This window comes from Sphingomonas sp. NCPPB 2930 (assembly GCF_042867205.1).
In the GTDB taxonomy this organism is placed as follows: domain Bacteria; phylum Pseudomonadota; class Alphaproteobacteria; order Sphingomonadales; family Sphingomonadaceae; genus Sphingomonas.
Map to the genome: position 1 here is coordinate 293,146 of NZ_JBHZQU010000001.1, position 16,275 is coordinate 309,420.

Annotated in this window: 12 protein-coding genes and 1 tRNA gene; 2 read left to right on the forward strand and 11 right to left on the reverse strand. The window is 69.2% G+C overall.

What is annotated here, in order from left to right:
- Positions 1 to 124: 124 nt before the first annotated feature.
- A complete protein-coding gene (locus tag ACFX59_RS01330) occupies positions 125 to 322 on the forward strand; it encodes a hypothetical protein (protein ID WP_387428876.1) in 198 nt (65 codons plus the stop codon).
- A 95-nt stretch (positions 323 to 417) separates the two neighbouring features.
- On the opposite strand, the gene ACFX59_RS01335 is transcribed toward ACFX59_RS01330, so the two are convergent.
- The 5 genes from ACFX59_RS01335 to ACFX59_RS01355 form a co-directional block, all read right to left on the reverse strand.
- Positions 418 to 494, reverse strand: a tRNA-Arg gene (locus ACFX59_RS01335).
- A 70-nt stretch (positions 495 to 564) separates the two neighbouring features.
- Positions 565 to 996, reverse strand: coding sequence for a DUF1178 family protein (locus tag ACFX59_RS01340; protein ID WP_307100214.1), 432 nt, complete (start codon positions 994 to 996; stop codon positions 565 to 567).
- Positions 993 to 1,817 carry a carbon-nitrogen hydrolase family protein gene (locus ACFX59_RS01345; protein WP_387428880.1) on the reverse strand — a complete coding sequence of 275 codons (825 nt, stop codon included), beginning with the start codon at positions 1,815 to 1,817 and terminating at the stop codon, positions 993 to 995. Before ACFX59_RS01345 ends, ACFX59_RS01340 begins: the two co-directional genes overlap by 4 nt.
- The gene (gene grxC, locus ACFX59_RS01350; protein ID WP_307100218.1) at positions 1,814 to 2,071 is read right to left on the reverse strand and encodes a glutaredoxin 3; all 258 of its coding nucleotides are present in this window, start codon (positions 2,069 to 2,071) and stop codon (positions 1,814 to 1,816) included. Before grxC ends, ACFX59_RS01345 begins: the two co-directional genes overlap by 4 nt.
- Before the next feature lie 31 nt (positions 2,072 to 2,102).
- Positions 2,103 to 2,864, reverse strand: coding sequence for a ComF family protein (locus tag ACFX59_RS01355; protein ID WP_387428885.1), 762 nt, complete (start codon positions 2,862 to 2,864; stop codon positions 2,103 to 2,105).
- A 58-nt stretch (positions 2,865 to 2,922) separates the two neighbouring features.
- Between ACFX59_RS01355 and ACFX59_RS01360 the strand changes: the two genes are divergently transcribed.
- Positions 2,923 to 3,768 (forward strand): class I SAM-dependent methyltransferase, encoded by an 846-nt coding sequence (locus tag ACFX59_RS01360; protein WP_307100221.1) that lies wholly within the window; start codon positions 2,923 to 2,925, stop codon positions 3,766 to 3,768.
- 255 nt (positions 3,769 to 4,023) lie between these two features.
- On the opposite strand, the gene ACFX59_RS01365 is transcribed toward ACFX59_RS01360, so the two are convergent.
- The 6 genes from ACFX59_RS01365 to ACFX59_RS01390 form a co-directional block, all read right to left on the reverse strand.
- A complete protein-coding gene (locus ACFX59_RS01365) occupies positions 4,024 to 4,413 on the reverse strand; it encodes a response regulator (protein WP_307100223.1) in 390 nt (129 codons plus the stop codon).
- Between the two features lie 67 nt (positions 4,414 to 4,480).
- Positions 4,481 to 6,916, reverse strand: coding sequence for an ATP-binding protein (locus ACFX59_RS01370; protein WP_387428888.1), 2,436 nt, complete (start codon positions 6,914 to 6,916; stop codon positions 4,481 to 4,483).
- The gene (locus ACFX59_RS01375) at positions 6,903 to 8,183 is read right to left on the reverse strand and encodes a GGDEF domain-containing phosphodiesterase (protein ID WP_307100226.1); all 1,281 of its coding nucleotides are present in this window, start codon (positions 8,181 to 8,183) and stop codon (positions 6,903 to 6,905) included. The genes ACFX59_RS01370 and ACFX59_RS01375 overlap by 14 nt, the downstream gene beginning before the upstream one ends.
- Before the next feature lie 319 nt (positions 8,184 to 8,502).
- Entirely contained in the window at positions 8,503 to 9,672 is a 1,170-nt protein-coding gene (argE, locus tag ACFX59_RS01380; protein ID WP_387428891.1) for an acetylornithine deacetylase, read from the reverse strand.
- Positions 9,673 to 9,743: 71 nt separating this feature from the next.
- Positions 9,744 to 13,976 carry a translocation/assembly module TamB domain-containing protein gene (locus ACFX59_RS01385; RefSeq protein WP_387428894.1) on the reverse strand — a complete coding sequence of 1,411 codons (4,233 nt, stop codon included), beginning with the start codon at positions 13,974 to 13,976 and terminating at the stop codon, positions 9,744 to 9,746.
- Positions 13,976 to 16,213, reverse strand: a complete 2,238-nt coding sequence (locus ACFX59_RS01390) for a BamA/TamA family outer membrane protein (RefSeq protein WP_387428897.1) — start codon at positions 16,211 to 16,213, stop codon at positions 13,976 to 13,978. Before ACFX59_RS01390 ends, ACFX59_RS01385 begins: the two co-directional genes overlap by 1 nt.
- Positions 16,214 to 16,275: the final 62 nt, after the last annotated feature.

The window sequence follows — 16,275 nt, forward strand, 5'->3', positions numbered from 1 at the left end:
CCCGATCGATCAAGCCGCCGCGATGTTCCCCGCCATGTCCCCGACACCGCCCTGACATATTTGTCATGGAACAGGCGATCGGTCCCGATACTTGGAAGGCGATCGAACAACCCAGGAGGATGTCATGCGGATTGCTCTAATCGCCCTTGCCGGTACCACGCTGCTCGCCAGCCCGGTCTATGCCAAGGGCTGTATCCGCGGCGCGGTGACGGGCGGTGTCGCGGGCCATATGGTCGGAAAAGGGCATGGCGTCGCCGGGGCAGCGGCGGGCTGCGCGCTGGCGCACCATCATTATGCCAAGAAGGCCAAGAAGCAGAAATAAGCCGGTCGGCCTGTCCGGCAGCGGAGCCGCAGCCCCCGGTTGCGGCTCTTCTTCCGTACCCGGCAGGGATGGCCAAGGCATTGGAAAATCTGACATGGTGACCCCGACTGGATTCGAACCAGTGGCCCTCAGATTAGGAATCTGATGCTCTATCCTGCTGAGCTACGGGGCCCCATGCGGGCGCGGTGATACAGGGGACGCGGGGTCCGGTCCAGAGCGTTTGCCGCCCCCATGCGCGCCGGTCAGTTGGTCAGCTTGGGCGGCAGCACCGGGAAGGGCAAGGGCGCGACGGGCACGCCCTCCTCGACCAGCGCCTTGGCCTCGGCGAGGCTGGCCTGGCCATGGATCTGGGCGACGGGAGCCTCGCCGTCATGCATTGCGCGGGCCCGGTCGGCAAAGGCGGTGCCGACCCAGGTCGATTTCTCCAGCATCCTGGCCTGTTCTCCGGCCAGATGGCGGAGCGCGGCCTTGATCGCTTCGGGCGACGGGGCGTCGGGGCGGCTATTGCCCTTGGCCGCGATCTGCGGCGCCATCACCGCCTTTTCGATGTCGCGGTCGCCGCATATCGGGCATTCGATCCGCCCGCTCTCGCGCTGTTCGGCATAGGCGCCGGACGAGGCGAACCATGCCTCGAACACATGCGCCTGGCCGCAGCGCAGGTCGAAGACGATCATGCCACGGCCACCGGCGGAATGGCGCGACGATGGCGGATGGCGGGCAGCCGCTCGCGCACCGCCTCCACCTGCGCGGGGTCGATCGCGGCCACGCCCAGCCCCGCCGCCTCGCCCATGTCGAGCAGCACCTCGCCCCAGGGCCCGACGACCAGCGAATGGCCATAGGTCGCGCGGCCGTCCTGATGCTCGCCGGTCTGCGCGGCGGCGACCAGATGCACGCCCGCTTCGATCGCCCGCGCGCGCAACAGCACATGCCAGTGCGCCGCGCCGGTCGGCCGGGTAAAGGCGGCGGGCACCGACAGGATCGTCGCCCCCGCCTCGGTCAGCGCGGCGAACAGCGCGGGGAAGCGCAGGTCGTAGCAGATGGCGAGGCCCAGCCGCCCGACCGGCGTGTCGACCACCACCGCCTGCTCGCCGGGCGCGTAGGAGGCGGATTCGCGCCAGCTCTCGCCGCTGGGCAGGTCGACGTCGAACAGATGCATCTTGTCATAGCGGGCCCGGATCGCGCCCGCATCGTCGATGACATAGCCGCGATTGGCGAGCCGCCCGTCCGCTCCGCGCACCGCCAGCGAACCCAGATGGACCCAAAGCCCATGCGCGGCGGCCGCCGCCCGGACACGCGCCAGCACCGGATCGTCCGCCTCGACCACCAGATGCCCGGCCGCCCGCGCACGATCGCGGTCGATCAGCCCGGACATTTCGGGGGTGAACACCATGGCGCAGCCGCGCGCCGCCGCCTCGGCGATCGCCTGTTCCAGCACGGCCGCATTGGCGGCGGGGTCGATCCCCGCCGTCATCTGCAGGACGGCGATGTCGGTCATGCCGACAGCAGCGGGTCGAGCCCTCCCCGCTTGTCGAGCGCGGCCAGATCGTCCGATCCGCCGATATGCTGGCCGTCGATGAAGACCTGCGGCACGGTGGTCCGCCCCCCTGCGCGCTCGATCATCTCGGCGCGCTGCGGCCCGCCCATGGTGATGTCATATTCCTGGGGCTCGACGCCCTTGGAGGCGAGCAGCGCCTTGGCCCGGGTGCAATAGGGGCAGAACGCCTTGGTGTAGATTTCGACCTTTGCCATCCCCCTCAGGTGTGGCGCGCGGGCCCTATTGTCAATCGTCCGCCCCCTCGACCACCCGCGCCCAGCACAGGATCGCCACCGAAGCCGCCCTCGCCGCCAGCAGCGCGCGGACGCACGCCCCCGTCGTCGCGCCGGTGGTATAGACATCGTCGACCAGCACCACTCGCCGCCCCGCGATCCGCGCCGGATCGGGCACGCGAAAGGCCGAGGTCATCGCCGCCCGCCGCTGCCGGGGCGACAGACCGCGCAGCAACGGGGTCGCCCTGACCCGCACCAGCCCGTCGCGCAGCATCGGCACGCCCGTCCGCCGCGACAGGCTGGCGCCGATCAATACGGCTTGGTTGAAGCCGCGCCGCCACAGCCGCCAGCGATGCAGCGGCACCGGCACCAGCAGTTCGGCCCCTTCCGGCATCCGCCGCGCCATCGGCCCGGCCATCGTCTCGGCCACGCCGATCCGCCCGCCATGTTTCAGCCGGATCGGCAATTCGCGGGCGATCGGGCCATAGGCGACCGCCGCATGGATCCCCGCATGGACCGGCGGCGAGGCGAGGCATGTCGCACAGCGCGCGCCCCGCCCCGCTTCCGGGACGATCGGCAGCCCGCAACTCGCGCATCCCATGTCATCCAGAAAGCGCAACTGCCCCCAGCAGCCCGCGCAGAAGCGATGATCCGCCTCGACCGGCTCGCCGCAGCCGGGACAGCGCGGCGGCAAGGCCCAATCGGCGACGAGGCGGATCAGCGAGCCGGCCAGCCTGTACGCCGCCCGCCCCGCCGCAAATCCCGGCCGCGTCATGTCCCCCGCCCCATGATCCGACTTGTCCCCGATCGGTTGAGCGCGCACAAGCGCGACCGTGACCCCCACCACCATCTTCGACCGTAGCGCCCGCCGCCACCGCCGCGACCGCGCCCAGCCCGATTATGCCGCGCACGACTTTCTGCGCGCCGCGATGCTCGACGGGCTGGCGGAGCGGCTGGATGCGGTGACGCGGCCGTTCCGCGACGTTCTGGACCTGGGCTGTTTCGACGGGGGGTTTCCCGTTCCGCCGGGCGCGCATGTGGCGCGGCTGGACCCCGGTTTCGCTTTTGCCCGCGCGGCGGGCGGCGTGCAGGCGGACGAGGACCGGCTGCCCTTCGCCGATCGCAGCTTCGACCTGGTGGTCAGCGCGGGCGTGCTCGACCAGATCGACGATCTGCCCGGCGTACTGACGCTGATCCGGCGGGTGCTGCGCCCCGACGGGCTGTTCCTGGGGGCGTTTGTCGGCGGCGGCTCGCTGCCCCGGCTTCGCGCCGCGCTGCGCGTGGCGGAGGCGGAGCGACCGGTGGCGCGGCTTCACCCGCAGGTCGATGTCCGCTCGGCGGGCGATCTGCTGATGCGCGCCGGCTTCACCTTGCCGGTCGCGGATATCGAGACGCTGGAGGTGCGCTACCGCGATTTCGGGCGGCTGCTGGGCGATCTGCGCGGCATGGCGGCAAGCAACCTGCTGGCCGAGCGGCGGCCGATCGGGCGGACCGCTCTGGCCTCTGCCGCCGCCGCCTTTGCCGACATGGCCGACGAGGACGGCCGGACCAGCGAGCAGTTCAGCCTGATCTTCCTGACCGGCTGGGCCCCCGATCCGTCGCAGCCCGTACCCGCCAAGCGGGGCAGCGCGACCGCATCGCTGGCCGATGCGCTGAAGGCCAAGCCCCCGGCCGAATAAGCTAGGTCGGATCGACATTTTCTTCCCCTTTCCCCTAGACAGGGGAGAGGGTTAGCGAAGCTTGCCAGCCTGCTGGCTAGCGCAGCTTGGGTGAGGGGTTGAGCGAGCCCAAAGGCTCGCGCGCTCGCCAAGCGAGCGCCCACCCCTCACCCAGCTTCGACTATGCCTTTGCTTTCGCAACGACCAAGTCTGCGCAACCCTCTCCCCTCTGCGAGGGGCGAGGGAAGGAAAGGCATCGTTGAATGTCGATCCGCCTTAGGAGATCATGGCCCCGCCGCGATCGCCCGCCAGGATGCGGCCGATCGCCTCGAACAGCTGGTCCATCGCGACGGGCTTGACGATCACATCGTCCGCCCCCGCCGTCATGCAACGTTCGCGCAGGTCGACGCCGCTGTCGGCGGTGACGACGATGATCGGCAGTTCCGCCTTGTCGTCGCCGCGCGCGCGGATGTGGCGGATCGCGGTGATGCCGTCCATGCCGGGCATCCGCAGATCGATCAGGATCATGTGATAGGTATCGCGGTCGATCATCTCCAGGCCGATTTCCGCGCTCTCGGCCTCGGCCATGGTTGCGCCCGCGACGTCCAGCATGTCGCGCACGACCCGGCGGTTCATGCGGTCATCCTCGATGAAAAGAACGTTCATCCGCGTCCTTTTGCCACGTCGAGCCCGAATGCGTTGATGCTCAAGGTCATGGGGTCCGCCCTAACGATCATGCCGCTTGCGTTACAAGAGGCGACGGAGCGGTTTGCGATGAGGTGCCGAACAACATGCGCATCACCTCTCCCCCGGAGATCGGTTTGGCGATAACCCTGATCAAGTCGCGTTCGGTAAAATCGTTCCCAGCCAACGACTCCGTTTTCGGCCACAAGAGATGAAGCGGGAGGTTCGCCGGAGCAGCGCCCCGGATCGCGGCGATCGCGGCGGCCACGCCGTCCCGGTCGATCGCGCTGTCGTCGATCAGGACATGGGTGATGCCCCCCTCGCCCAGCCGAACCACCGCCTCCGCGACGTCGGCGGCAAAGACGATGGCGGCCTGCGACGCGGACAGCTTGGCCAACATGGCGCGGCGAATGGGGTTCCGGTCGACGAGCAGCAGATGCGGGCGTTCGCCCTCCTCCTGCGGCACCGCCGCCAGCTCGGTCAGCGGCAGGGTCAGGGTGAAGCGGGTGCCGCGCCCCGGCTCGCTCTCGACGGTCACGTCGCCACCCATCGCGCGCGCCAGCCGCCGACAAATGGCGAGCCCCAGCCCGGTGCCGCCGAACTGGCGCGTCGTGCTGGCATCGGCCTGGCGAAACGCCTCGAATATATCCTCCAGCGTGTCCGCCGCGATGCCGATTCCGGTATCGCGGACCTGGACCTCGACACCCTGCCCGCTGCGCCGCGCCGTCAGGTCGACGCGGCCGGAGGGGGTGAACTTCAACGCGTTGGACAGGAGGTTGAAGACGATCTGGCGAATCCGCGCAGAATCCCCCTCCACCCTGTGCGGACAGTCCGCCAAATCGAGCGCGAAGCCCAGCCCCTTGGCCGCCGCCTGATCCTCCCATAGTCGCGAGGCGTCGCGGATCGTCGCAACCAGATCGAACGGCGCCTTTTCCAGCGTCAGGCCGCCATGTTCGATCTTGGCGACATCCAGCAGGTCGTCGACCAGCGCGCGCATGGTCAGCCCGGCGCCATGCATCACCTCGACCCGCTCGCGCTGGTCGCGCGCCAGCGCCCGGTCGGCCAGCATGACCTGCGTCATCCCCAATATGCCGTTCAGCGGCGTGCGGATCTCATGGCTGGTGGTCGCCAGGAACTCGGTCTTGACCGCCAGCGCCTTTTCCAGCCGGTCGTTGGTGATCGCCAGATCGCCATGCGCCGCGCGGATACGGTTGCGGCTGCGCCCCAGCGTGACCAGCCAGATGCCGAGCAGCGCGAGCACGACGACGATCCCGGCGACCGACCCGATCAGGATCAGCCGCTCGGTCCGCAACTGCTCCCGCTCGAAGGCGATGTTGCGTTGCAGGTCGGCGGCCTTCATCCGCGCGATCCGCAATTCCTGATTGGCGAAGTCGAACCGCGCCCCCATCAGCGCCAGGCTGGTCGAGGTCGCCAGCCGCGTCGCCTCGTCATCGATGCGTTTGAGCGCCTGGAGATGGCGCAGCGCATCGGCTGTCCGCCCGGCGGCGGCATAGATGCGATAGGCGCTTCGGTGCGCGTCGCGCTGCGTCATCGGCGTCCCGCTCGGATCGACGCCCGCAAAGCTCCGATCGATCAGCCGCGTCGCCCCCGCCAGATCGCCGCGCTGGAACGCCGCCTGCGCCGCGATGCTGTCCAGCGCGCGACGATCCTCCTCGCCAGCCTGCGGATCGGCCCTGGTCGCGCTGGCGAGCGCCGCCTGCCCCTCGGCGATCCGCCCCGCCTCCAGCCGGGCGCGGGCGATGTTGCGCCAGATCAGCGCCTGGAGGCCGGGGCTGTGCATCGCCTCGGCCAGACGACGCGCCTCGCGCAGCTGCGCCAGCGCATCGTCGAACCGCGTCAGCTCGACCAGCGTCAGCGCGCGGTTGTTGAGGATCGCCAGCCGCAGCGCATCGTCACCGCGATAGGCGGTGCGCGCCTGCTCCAGATAGCGCAGCGCCGAGGTCAGGTCCTTGCCGTCGCTGTAAAGGCCCGCAATCTGGACGAGAGCACGGGCCTGTCCGCGCGTGTCGTCCAGATATTGGAAGCCCCGGTGCGCGACCTGATAGGCTTTGAGCGCATCGGCGATATCGCCCCGGTCGCGGTCCAGCCCGCCCCTGGACAAAAGGAGATTGCCGAACAGATCGGATCGCGGCGCCAGCCGCCGCGCGGTCGTCAGCGCATGTGCGATGATCGGATAGGCATCCTCGCCCCGCCCCAGCCGGATCATGCTCTCGCCGCGCAGCCAGTCCGCCGTCGCCAGCGCGAGCAGGCGGCGATCGCCCTGCGCCATGGCCTGCGCCTGGTCCCGCGCGCGCTCGGCCTGGTCCATGGCTTGGGCCGGGTCGCGCAGCATCTCGGCCCTGGCCGCGTCGATCGCATGAGCGAAGCCCGGCGGCCATGGCGCGACCGCCGCCCCCTGCCCCTTCGCCTCTACCACCGCCACCAGAAGGGCCGCGGCGACCAGCAGGACCCTAAGCACGCGCACGGGTAGCGAGCCGGGCAAAGGGCATGGGCGGCGATGGCGCCACCGTCGCCTGATGCGCCTGGGCGTCGAGGAACGGGATCAGCGCATCGAGCGCGATCGGGCGGCTCATCAGATAACCCTGCACCATGTCGCAGCCCATCACGCTGAGCAGCGCGAGCGTTGCGGGCGTCTCCACCCCTTCGGCGACCACTTCCATCTCCAACGCATGCGCCAGGTCGATGGTCGAGCGGACGATCAGGGGATCGCGGTGCGAACTGGTCAGCTGGGTGATGAACAGCTTGTCGATCTTCAGCTCGCAGGCTGGCAGCTGCTTGAGATAGGATAGCGAGGACAGGCCCGCGCCATAATCATCGATCGCGACCGCGATGCCCATGGCGGCGAACGCGCGGAGATTGGCGATCGCGCTGTCGGGATCGCGGATGACCGATGTTTCGGTGATCTCGAACCCGATGCTGGCGCCGCTGTCGATGACGATCGCACAGGCTTCGCGCACGAAATCCTGATCGCCCAGCAACATGCCCGAGATGTTGATGAAGATGCGCTGCGCATGGCCCAGCGTCGCCAGACGCCGCTGGTCGGCGATGACCCGGCGCAGCACCCACAGGGTCAGCGGCGCGATGATCCGCGATTCCTCGGCCACCGGAATGAACTCGACCGGCGAAATCAGGCCGTGCGTGCCGTGACGCCAGCGCAGCAGCGCCTCCAGGCTCGACACGCGCTGCTGGCGGACATGGACCTTGGGCTGATACTCGATGAACAGCGCATCCTGCTCGATCGCCTCGCTCAGCTCCTGCGCCAGCGTGAGCCGGTCGAGCCGGTCGGTCCGCGTCGCCATGTCGCGGATGACGGTCCGCCCCTCGACCTGCGATTCGGCAAGCGCCTGCTCGGCCTCTTCCAGCAGGCGGATATCATCGTCATGCGGCATCCGCGCGGCCGCGACGCCCAGCATGGGCTTGATACGGCAGGACGCGTCGCCCAGCGCGAAGGGGTGGACCAGCACCTCGCTCAAGGTCGCCAGATAGGCATCCAGCCCGACGCGAGCGGGGGCGTGCAGCATGACCTCGACCTGCGAGGGGCCGGACGGGCGGGCGACGGCATCGGGAATGCACCGGGCGATCCGGTCCGCGATCGCCTCGATCAGCGTGGCGCTTCCCGCGCGTCCCAGGCGACGGCGCAGCGCGTTGAAGTTGCTCAGGCCGATCAGGACCAGGAACTGCCAGGGCGAATCGCGATCGTCCGCCGGGTGGCCGTCGGGGGTGAGGCACATAGCGTCACCGGGTGGGGTTCGGGACAATCCTTTACTCACGCCCCTGGATCTAAGGGCGATCCTTAAACAAGGTGTTAACCGCCTTTGCGTGGGGATCTCAATCGCTTGGCAATTCGTCGCAATGCCATTGCGCCATGGTTAACAGCGTATTAACCATGGCGTCGCGCCAACAAAAGGGGCGCTCTCAGGGAGGTACCCATGCTGAACTTCATTCTCGCGCTGATCTACGGCGAACAGATTCGCCCCTGGTAATCATATCCGCCCCTGAAGCGGGTCGGATGCGCGGCATCCGCTCGCTTCAGGGCGCATATCGGCCGGTCTAGCCGAGCAGATCGTCCGCCAGCCGCAGCATGAAGGCGGCCCCGCGCTCCATCTGCGCGACCTCGATATATTCGTCCGGCTGATGCGCCTGAGCGATCGAGCCCGGTCCGCAGATCACGGTCGAAAATCCCGCCCCCTGAAACTGCCCCGCCTCCGCGGCATAGGGCACCGCACGGGCCGGACCATTGTCCCCCGCCCATCGCCGCGCCAGCCGTTCGGCCGCTCCGTCCGCCTCGGGCGCGAAGGACGGCGTGCGCGAGCGCCGCTCGACACGCACCCCCGCCTCGGGGAACCGGGCGCGAAGCGCGGCATCGGCGTCGGCGCAGGCCGCGAAGAAGGGCGCGAGCAACGCCTCCGGCTCCTGCCCCGGCAGCGTCCGCAGATCGAAGGCGAACCGGCATTCGCGCGCCAGAATGTTGACCGCCGTGCCGCCCGCCATCTGTCCGATGGTCAACGTGGCATGGTGCGGGCAGAAGGGGCCGTGCGGATCGCCCTCGCCCGCCAGCCGGTCGGCCAGATCGGCCAGCTCCTGCATCAGCCGCACCGCGACCATGTTGGCCGACGCGCCCAAATGGATCAGGCTGGAATGCGCCTCATGCCCGGTGACGGTCACGGTCCAGGTCGCGATGCCCTTGTGACCGCTGACCACCACCATGTCGGTCGGCTCGCCCACCACCACGGCCGCCGGCGCGGGAAGCTCGCGCGCGATTTCGGCGATCATCGACGGCGCGCCGAGGCAGCCGACCTCCTCGTCATAGGAAATCGCCAGGTGCAGCGGGCGGACCATCCGCCCCCCGGCGACATGCGGCGCGATCGCCAGCGACAGCGCCAGAAATCCCTTCATGTCGCAGGTGCCACGCCCGAACAGCCGGTCGCCGCGCCGGGTCAGCCGCCACGGGTCGCTGGTCCAGGGCTGGCCGTCGACCGGCACCACATCGCTATGCCCCGACAGGACGACGCCGCCCGGCACCGCCGGACCGATGCTGGCATAGAGATTGGCCTTGGTCCCCTCGTCGTTGAAGACCCGTCGCCCGGTCACCCCGAACCCCGCCAGATGCCGCTCGACATAGGCGATCAGGTCCAGATTGGACTCGCGCGAGGTGGTGTCGATCGCGATCAGATCGGCAAGGATGGCGGTCGCATCGGCGGCAAGGCGGTCCGGGGTCATGGCCCCATCCTGCCGGATGTTTCACTTCGATGAAACCCCGCCGGGACCGCCCGGCGGGGTTTCGCCCTCGATCAGAAATCGCGCGAATAGCGCAGGCTGGCCGCCGATCCGCCGAACGAGCCGGTCTGGGTCAACAGGCTGAGCGTGCGGGTCAGCGCGATCTGCAATTGGGTGGCGGTAAAGCCACGCGCATCGGTCACGATCTCCACATAGATATTGTCGGTCAGATATTTGCCCGCCGCCAGGCTGGTCCCCCGGCCGGTCGCCTCGTCGGCGCCCAGCACGCGCAGCCGGTCGAAGCCGACCGCCGAGCGCAGCTTGCCCAGCGGATTGAGCCCGCCGCCGCCCGATCCGCGCAGCGAGTTGAGCGCGGCGGCCAGCTGGATCGCCTCGGTCGCGGACAGATTCTCGGGGTTGGTGCCGAACAGCAACCGGCTAAGCACCTCGTCCTGCGGCAGGGTCGGCGTCGAGGTGAAGCTGATCTGCGGACGCTGGCCGGTGCCGGTGACGTTGATGACCGCGGTGATGCCGTCGGTGGTCGTCGTCGCCTGGATATTGATGTCCGGATCGGTCAGCGCGCCGCCGCGGAAGCGGATCGTGCCGCGATTCACCTCGAACCGCTTGCCGGCGAAGCTGTACGTGCCGCGCACCAGATCGAGCCCGCCATTGATCGTCGGCGCCGCGCTGGTGCCGCCGATGCGCAGGTCCATCTCCCATTCCGACTCCAGCCCCATGCCCGAGACGAACAGCTGGTTGTCGGCATGGACCCGCAGGTCGAGGCGGAACAGCCCCGGCGGCGGGGTGGGCGCGGGCCGGTCGGTCGGACGCGGGGTGCGGATCTCGCTGCGACGGCGCACGCCGGTCAGCTCGGGCACCTCGGCCTGGCCCTGGCGGATGATCTGATAGCGCGCATTGGGCACGGTCAGGTCGCCCTGGATCAGTCCGCCGTCGCGGCCATGGGTCAGCCGGATCGTGCCGCTGGTCGTCGCGGCCAGCGCATCGCTGTCCGCCAGCCGCGCATTATCCAGCCTGGCGCGCAGATCGATGGGATAGCCGCTGTCCGCCGCCAGCCCGATCGTGCCCTGCGCCTGGATGCTGCCCTCGCCCGCCTTGGCCTGCATCCGGGTGATCTCCAGCCGGTCGTTGTTGAAGCGTCCCGCCAGCTGCATGTTGTTCAGCCGCGTGCCGTACGCCTCATTGTCATAGGTCAGGTTGTCCGCGCGGATCAGGCCGTTGAGCTGCGGCGCCGATACCCGCCCGCCGAAATCGGCGGCGATCGCGATCGGTCCGCTCAACTGCTGGTTGGGCAGCGCCGCGAAGGAGAACAGCACCGAGGACGGGCCGTTATAGCGCAGGCCACCGGACAGCGGCGCCTGCATCAGTCGGTTGACCCAGCCGCCATTGCCCGGCGCCAGCGGACGCAGGTTCGCGACCATCCGGCCGACGACCATCTGTCCGCGCCGGATCAGCGCGCGCGCCTCGCCGCCGTCGGACACGAGCCGTCCGGCAAAGACGATGTCCACCGCCTCCGACACCGCCGACAGGCCGGTGCGCCGGAAGTTGTTGATGGTCAGCCGGGCCTCGGCCGCGGGGAAGCTGCTGCCCTGCGCCTGGGTGAAATCCAGCGCGCCGCTCGCCTGACCCGAGATGCCCAGATTGGGGATGAAGGCGTCGAGGATCGAAAGCTGGAGCTTGTCCAGCCGCGTCTGGACGTTCAGCCCCTTGCCATAGGAACCCGCCATCAGCACCGATCCCTGATCGAAATTGATCCGGGTCGGCGCCAGACGCCAAGCCCCCTGCTCCTGCCGGATGCGCGCGGGATTGGTGGTCCGGAAGCCGATGCCGTTGGCCTGCCCCTTGGCCGCCACCAGATAGTCGTTGGGCGCCAGCCGCGCATTGAGCGCGACGTTGAACGGAATGCTCGACGATCCGGTCAGCACCGCCTGCGCCGTACCGCGCCCGCCGGTGTAGTTCACCTTGGCGCGCGCCGACTGGATGACGACCTCGCCATAACGGGTGTCGGCCAGCTGCGCGTCGGCGACGATCTGCGGCGCCTTGGGCAGCATGACGATGCTGGCGTTGACGATGGCGCGGCCGATGGTGAAGTCGACCATGCCCGGCACGCGGGCATTATAGGCGCGCGCGGCGATGTCGGCGCGCTGGTTGCCGCCCTGGTCGGCCAGCTGGACGCGCCCGCTGATCCCCTGCCCGGCGAACTGCAACGCGCCCGCGAACGGTCCCGCCGCCGTCTGGACGACGCGGCCGGTGGCGTTGATCCCGGCAAAGACCAGGCTGCGAATGTCGATCGCCAGCTGCCGCCCGGTGCTGACCAGCACATTGGCGGTGAAGGGGCCGTAATTGGTGTCGCCGCTGGCGTTGACCGCATAGGCGCCGTTCCGCCCGACGATCCGCGCCTGGAGATTGGCCAGCCCCACCCCGACGCCCGGCCGGGCCGCGCGCAGCACGATGACCGGATTGGTCTGCGACCCCGACACGCGCGCGGTCAGCGGGCCATACTGGTTGGAATAGGCATCCGCCTCCACCGCCAGCGCGCCGTTTGCGGGATTGTAGCGACCGCTGCCTCGCGTCACGCGGAACTGCGGCGCGGCCAGCCTCAGGCGGCTGAAGGTCACGATCCCCTGCGGGCTATATTCGACATCGGCGCGGACGACGGCGTTGCCGCCCAGGAAGTTGCGCGCGCCCTCGTTGAAGATCTGCGAGGTGCGCGCGACCACGCGGCCCTTCATCCCGAACCCGCCCGGCGTCGCCACCAGATTGGCGTCGGTGGTCAGGTTGATGATGCCGATGCTCTCGACCCGGTAATTGTTCACCCGGCCCTTCAGCGCGCCGGTATAGCGCCCGGTCGACAAGTTCGCGACGACCACCGCCGTCGCGTCGATATTGTCGGAGCGGATGCGCAGATTGTCCGACAGGATATTGGGCATGGCGATCGCGAAATCGCCCTCGATCGCGACATTGTTGGTCAGCCCGCCGACCGCCGCGTTCAGCCCCGCGATCCGCTTCGCCCGCGCCTTGACCGGCACCAGGATGCGGTCGGCATTCACCTTGGCCAGTCCCTCGGCATAGAGGCTCTGGACCGAGGTCTCGCCGAAACCGAGCGCCGCCGCGCGGATCTTGTAATCCACCGTCGGCGTCGCGAACGCGCCGTTCAGCACCACGCGCGCCAGCACGTCGCGCCCCGTCAGGTTGGGCGCGATGGCTCCCGGCGTCAGCAGCTTGGCGTCGACCGCGAAATTGCCGAACTGGCTGTTCGCCAGATCGAGCAGACCGCCCGCATCGACCAGCAGCGCCGAGGAGCGCAGCTTCATCCGCGTGTCGGCGCGGCGTTCGTTCAGCGTGGTGTCGATCGCGACCTGGAGCGCGGGCGCGGTCAGCCGTTCGACCGGCCCTTCCAGATACAGGCCGGGCCGCGTCACGCCGCGCACCTCGATATGCCCGTCGCGCGCGGTGGCGTTCAGATTGGCCAGCTCGCCGCCGCCCAACGTCGCGATGGCGCGGCCCTGCCAGGCCTTCCAGCCGCCACGCCCGTCGACCGACAGCGTCAGCGGCGCCTTCAGCCCCGCCATCGACGCGACCACGCCGCCGGTCGGCGCGGTCAGCTTGACGTCGACCGCCAGCCGGTCGGCATCGGGCACCGCGTCGAGCACCAGCCGCAACCGGTCGCCGCCCGCGATGCCGGGTCCGCGCAGCGCATCGGCGCTGGCCGTCACCTGCGCGCGGCGGTCGGCGATATGCACCTTGCCGTCGATCGCCAGGATATGACGCTGCCCGGTCACCGGCGCACCCAGGACGAAGCGCTTGATGGTCAGGCGGTTCACATCGATGTCGAGATCGGGGAGCAGCGGCGCATTGGGGTCGCTGGGCGTCGGCTTCAGCTCGGGCTTGCGCGCCAGCGTGACCAGATCGGCGCTCAGCGAGCGGACATCGACATGATTGCGCGTATAGGCAAAGGGGCGCCAGTCGACCGCCAGCTTCGGGCTGGACAGGAACACGCCCTTGGGATCGCTGACCCGCAGGTCGATCAGGTTCATCCGGCCATAGAGCGAACCCTCGATCCGTCCGACCCGGATGTTCAGGCCCGAGGCGGTGGTATAGCCGCCCAGCTGGTCCGCGACGAAGCGGCGGCCGGGATCGGTGTTGATGCCCAGCAGGATCGCCCCGACCAGCAGGATCAGGCCCAGGATCGTGAAGCCGATCCATTTCAGCACACGCTGCCAGAGCGGGCGGCGCACGACGACGGTTTCGGTCGCGGGCTCAGGCACCATGGTCTGTTCGTCCGCCATCAGAAGGCCTGTCCGATCGAGATATACAGCGCGACCTTGCCGTCGCCCGGGCGCGGGTTCAGCGGGGTGGCGACATCGACGCGCAACGGCCCGAAATTGGTGTAGAAGCGCCCGCCTATGCCCGCGCCGAAGCGCAGGTCCTTGCCCGTCGGCAAGGTGCTTTCATAGCTGTTGCCCGCATCGACGAACGGCACGATGCCGAAATTGCCGAAGCGATAGCGCGCCTCCAGCGAGAATTCGTTCAGGCTGCGCCCGCCGACCGGATTGCCCTGCGGATCGAACGGCCCGAGCCGCTGGAAGCCATAGCCGCGCACCGAACCGCCGCCACCGCCATAATAGCGCCGCGACGGGGCCAGATCGTCGCGCTCGATCCCGAAGATCGCGCCCGCCCGCGCCCGTCCCGCCAGCACCAGGCTGTCGTTGAAGGGATAGTAGAAGGTCCCCTCGACCATCGTCCGGACATAAGGCCGCACCGCGCCGCGCACCGAGGTTTCGGGGCTGAGGTTCAGTTTCAGGCGATAGCCGCGCGTCGGGTTGAGCAGGTCGTTGGACTGGTCGAACACCGCCTGCGCCGGGATGGCCGCGATGCCATAGGTCGCGCGCCGCCGCTCGCCGCGGGCGAAGTCATAGACGCTTTCGTTGGTGCCGGTCAGCTCGCCGCCATAGGCATAGGTGAATTTCTTCTGCCAGATCGGCGTCGAGTCGTAGCTCCAGCGGAACGCCACCGTGCCGATGAACGCATCGAAGGCGTCGTAATTCTGGTGGCTGGCCGAGCCGATGACCTGGAAGGTCCGGTCGCGCCGCCCGGCATTGGAACGGCGGAAGGTGCCGCTCAGTCCCTGTTCCTGCGTGCCCGCGATGACCGAGGCGATGAGCGCCCCTTCGGGCTTGAAGGCGTTGCGGTTGGTGAAGCTGCCCTGCAACCGGACGCCCTGCCCGGTCGAATAGCCGCCCTCGCCCGACAGGGTGCGCGCGGGGCCCTTGGTCTGGGTGACCTGCAGGTCGATCTGCTCGGTCCCGTCGGGGTTCATCCGCCCGGTCCGCTTGGGCTCGACCGCGATACCGTTGAACAGACCCGTCGCGACCAGCGCGTTGCGCAGATCGTCGGTCAGCCGCGAATCGTAAAGCTGGCCTTCGACGAAGCGCGGGAAGACGTTCAGATGGTCGAGATCGAACACCCGGTCGCCGACCGTGGTCAGCTTGCCGAACGCGGATCGCGGCCCCGTATCGACCGGCAGCGTATAGGCGCCCACCGGCTCGGGCCCCTGATCCTCCAGCAATATGTCGCGGTCGCCGACCTTGACGAAGGGATAGCCGCGCTGCGGCAGGACCAGGCTGACATTGGCCTCCGCGCCCTGGATCCGCGCCGCCTCGATCGGCTCGCCGACCTTGAGCGGCAGGTTGGATCGGATCAGGTCGGGCGGGACCGTGGGATCGGCCTTCACCGTGATCGACGACAGGCGATAGAGCCGCCCCGGCGTCGCGGTCAGTACGACCTTCAACCGGCCCGCCTGCGCGTCTCCCTCGGCATCGCCCGCCGCTTCGCGTTGCAGCGTCGAGACGGCGGTGGCGTCATAATAGCCGAGCGACTTCATCAGCCGGATCGCGAGCTGCTCGTCCTCACGCGCGCGGGCGGCGACCTGGGTCGCGTTCGCGGCCTTGCCCTTGCCTTCGCGCAGCGCCGACAGCCCCCGGAACTCGTCCTCCAGCTTCAGCTCGGCCAGTCCGCGCACGTCCATGTCGTACCGGATTTCGGGGGCGCGCGTCCCCTTGATGTCGGCGGCGGTCTGGAGCGGGGTGGAGTCGAAGCCGGTCAGCGGGGTCAGCGGTTGCGCCAGCTGCGGATCTTCGGGCGCGATCGGGCCGATGGTGTCGCCGGTGGCGAGCGGTTGCGCCGTCTGCGCAGCAGGCAGCGGCGGCGCGGTCTGCGGCACGGGAATCGCCTCGACCTTGGGCTGGCCCTTGGTCATCGAGGACATGGATTCCAGCGGCGCGTTGATGTCGCCGCTCAAGGGGGGCAGCGCGGCGTTGAACTCGGCATCGGGGACGATCGGGGCATTGCCCTGCGGATCGCCGGCGGTCGCATTGTCGCCACCCTGGCGCTGCGCGTCGGACAGGCTGGGGCCCTGGGCGGGCGCGGTGCCGGGCTTGGACAATTGTGCCTGAGCGGGAAGGGAAAGCGGTGGAGCGATCAGCGCGAACGCAAGCCAGGTATGTCTGCCGATCCGTCCCGCCACGCCGTTCAAAGCCCCTTTATCCGACAGGGCCTTCCGTCATTCGGATCGATCCCCCACTATCC

Excerpts from the sequence above, each read along its gene's own strand:
- ACFX59_RS01330 (WP_387428876.1), top strand. The coding sequence starts at position 125 with ATGCGGATTGCTCTAATCGCCCTTGCCGGTACCACGCTGCTCGCCAGC.
- ACFX59_RS01340 (WP_307100214.1), bottom strand. The coding sequence starts at position 996 with ATGATCGTCTTCGACCTGCGCTGCGGCCAGGCGCATGTGTTCGAGGCA.
- ACFX59_RS01345 (WP_387428880.1), bottom strand. The coding sequence starts at position 1,817 with ATGACCGACATCGCCGTCCTGCAGATGACGGCGGGGATCGACCCCGCC.
- grxC (WP_307100218.1), bottom strand. The coding sequence starts at position 2,071 with ATGGCAAAGGTCGAAATCTACACCAAGGCGTTCTGCCCCTATTGCACC.
- ACFX59_RS01355 (WP_387428885.1), bottom strand. The coding sequence starts at position 2,864 with ATGACGCGGCCGGGATTTGCGGCGGGGCGGGCGGCGTACAGGCTGGCC.
- ACFX59_RS01365 (WP_307100223.1), bottom strand. The coding sequence starts at position 4,413 with ATGAACGTTCTTTTCATCGAGGATGACCGCATGAACCGCCGGGTCGTG.
- ACFX59_RS01375 (WP_307100226.1), bottom strand. The coding sequence starts at position 8,183 with ATGTGCCTCACCCCCGACGGCCACCCGGCGGACGATCGCGATTCGCCC.
- argE (WP_387428891.1), bottom strand. The coding sequence starts at position 9,672 with ATGACCCCGGACCGCCTTGCCGCCGATGCGACCGCCATCCTTGCCGAT.
- ACFX59_RS01385 (WP_387428894.1), bottom strand. The coding sequence starts at position 13,976 with ATGGCGGACGAACAGACCATGGTGCCTGAGCCCGCGACCGAAACCGTC.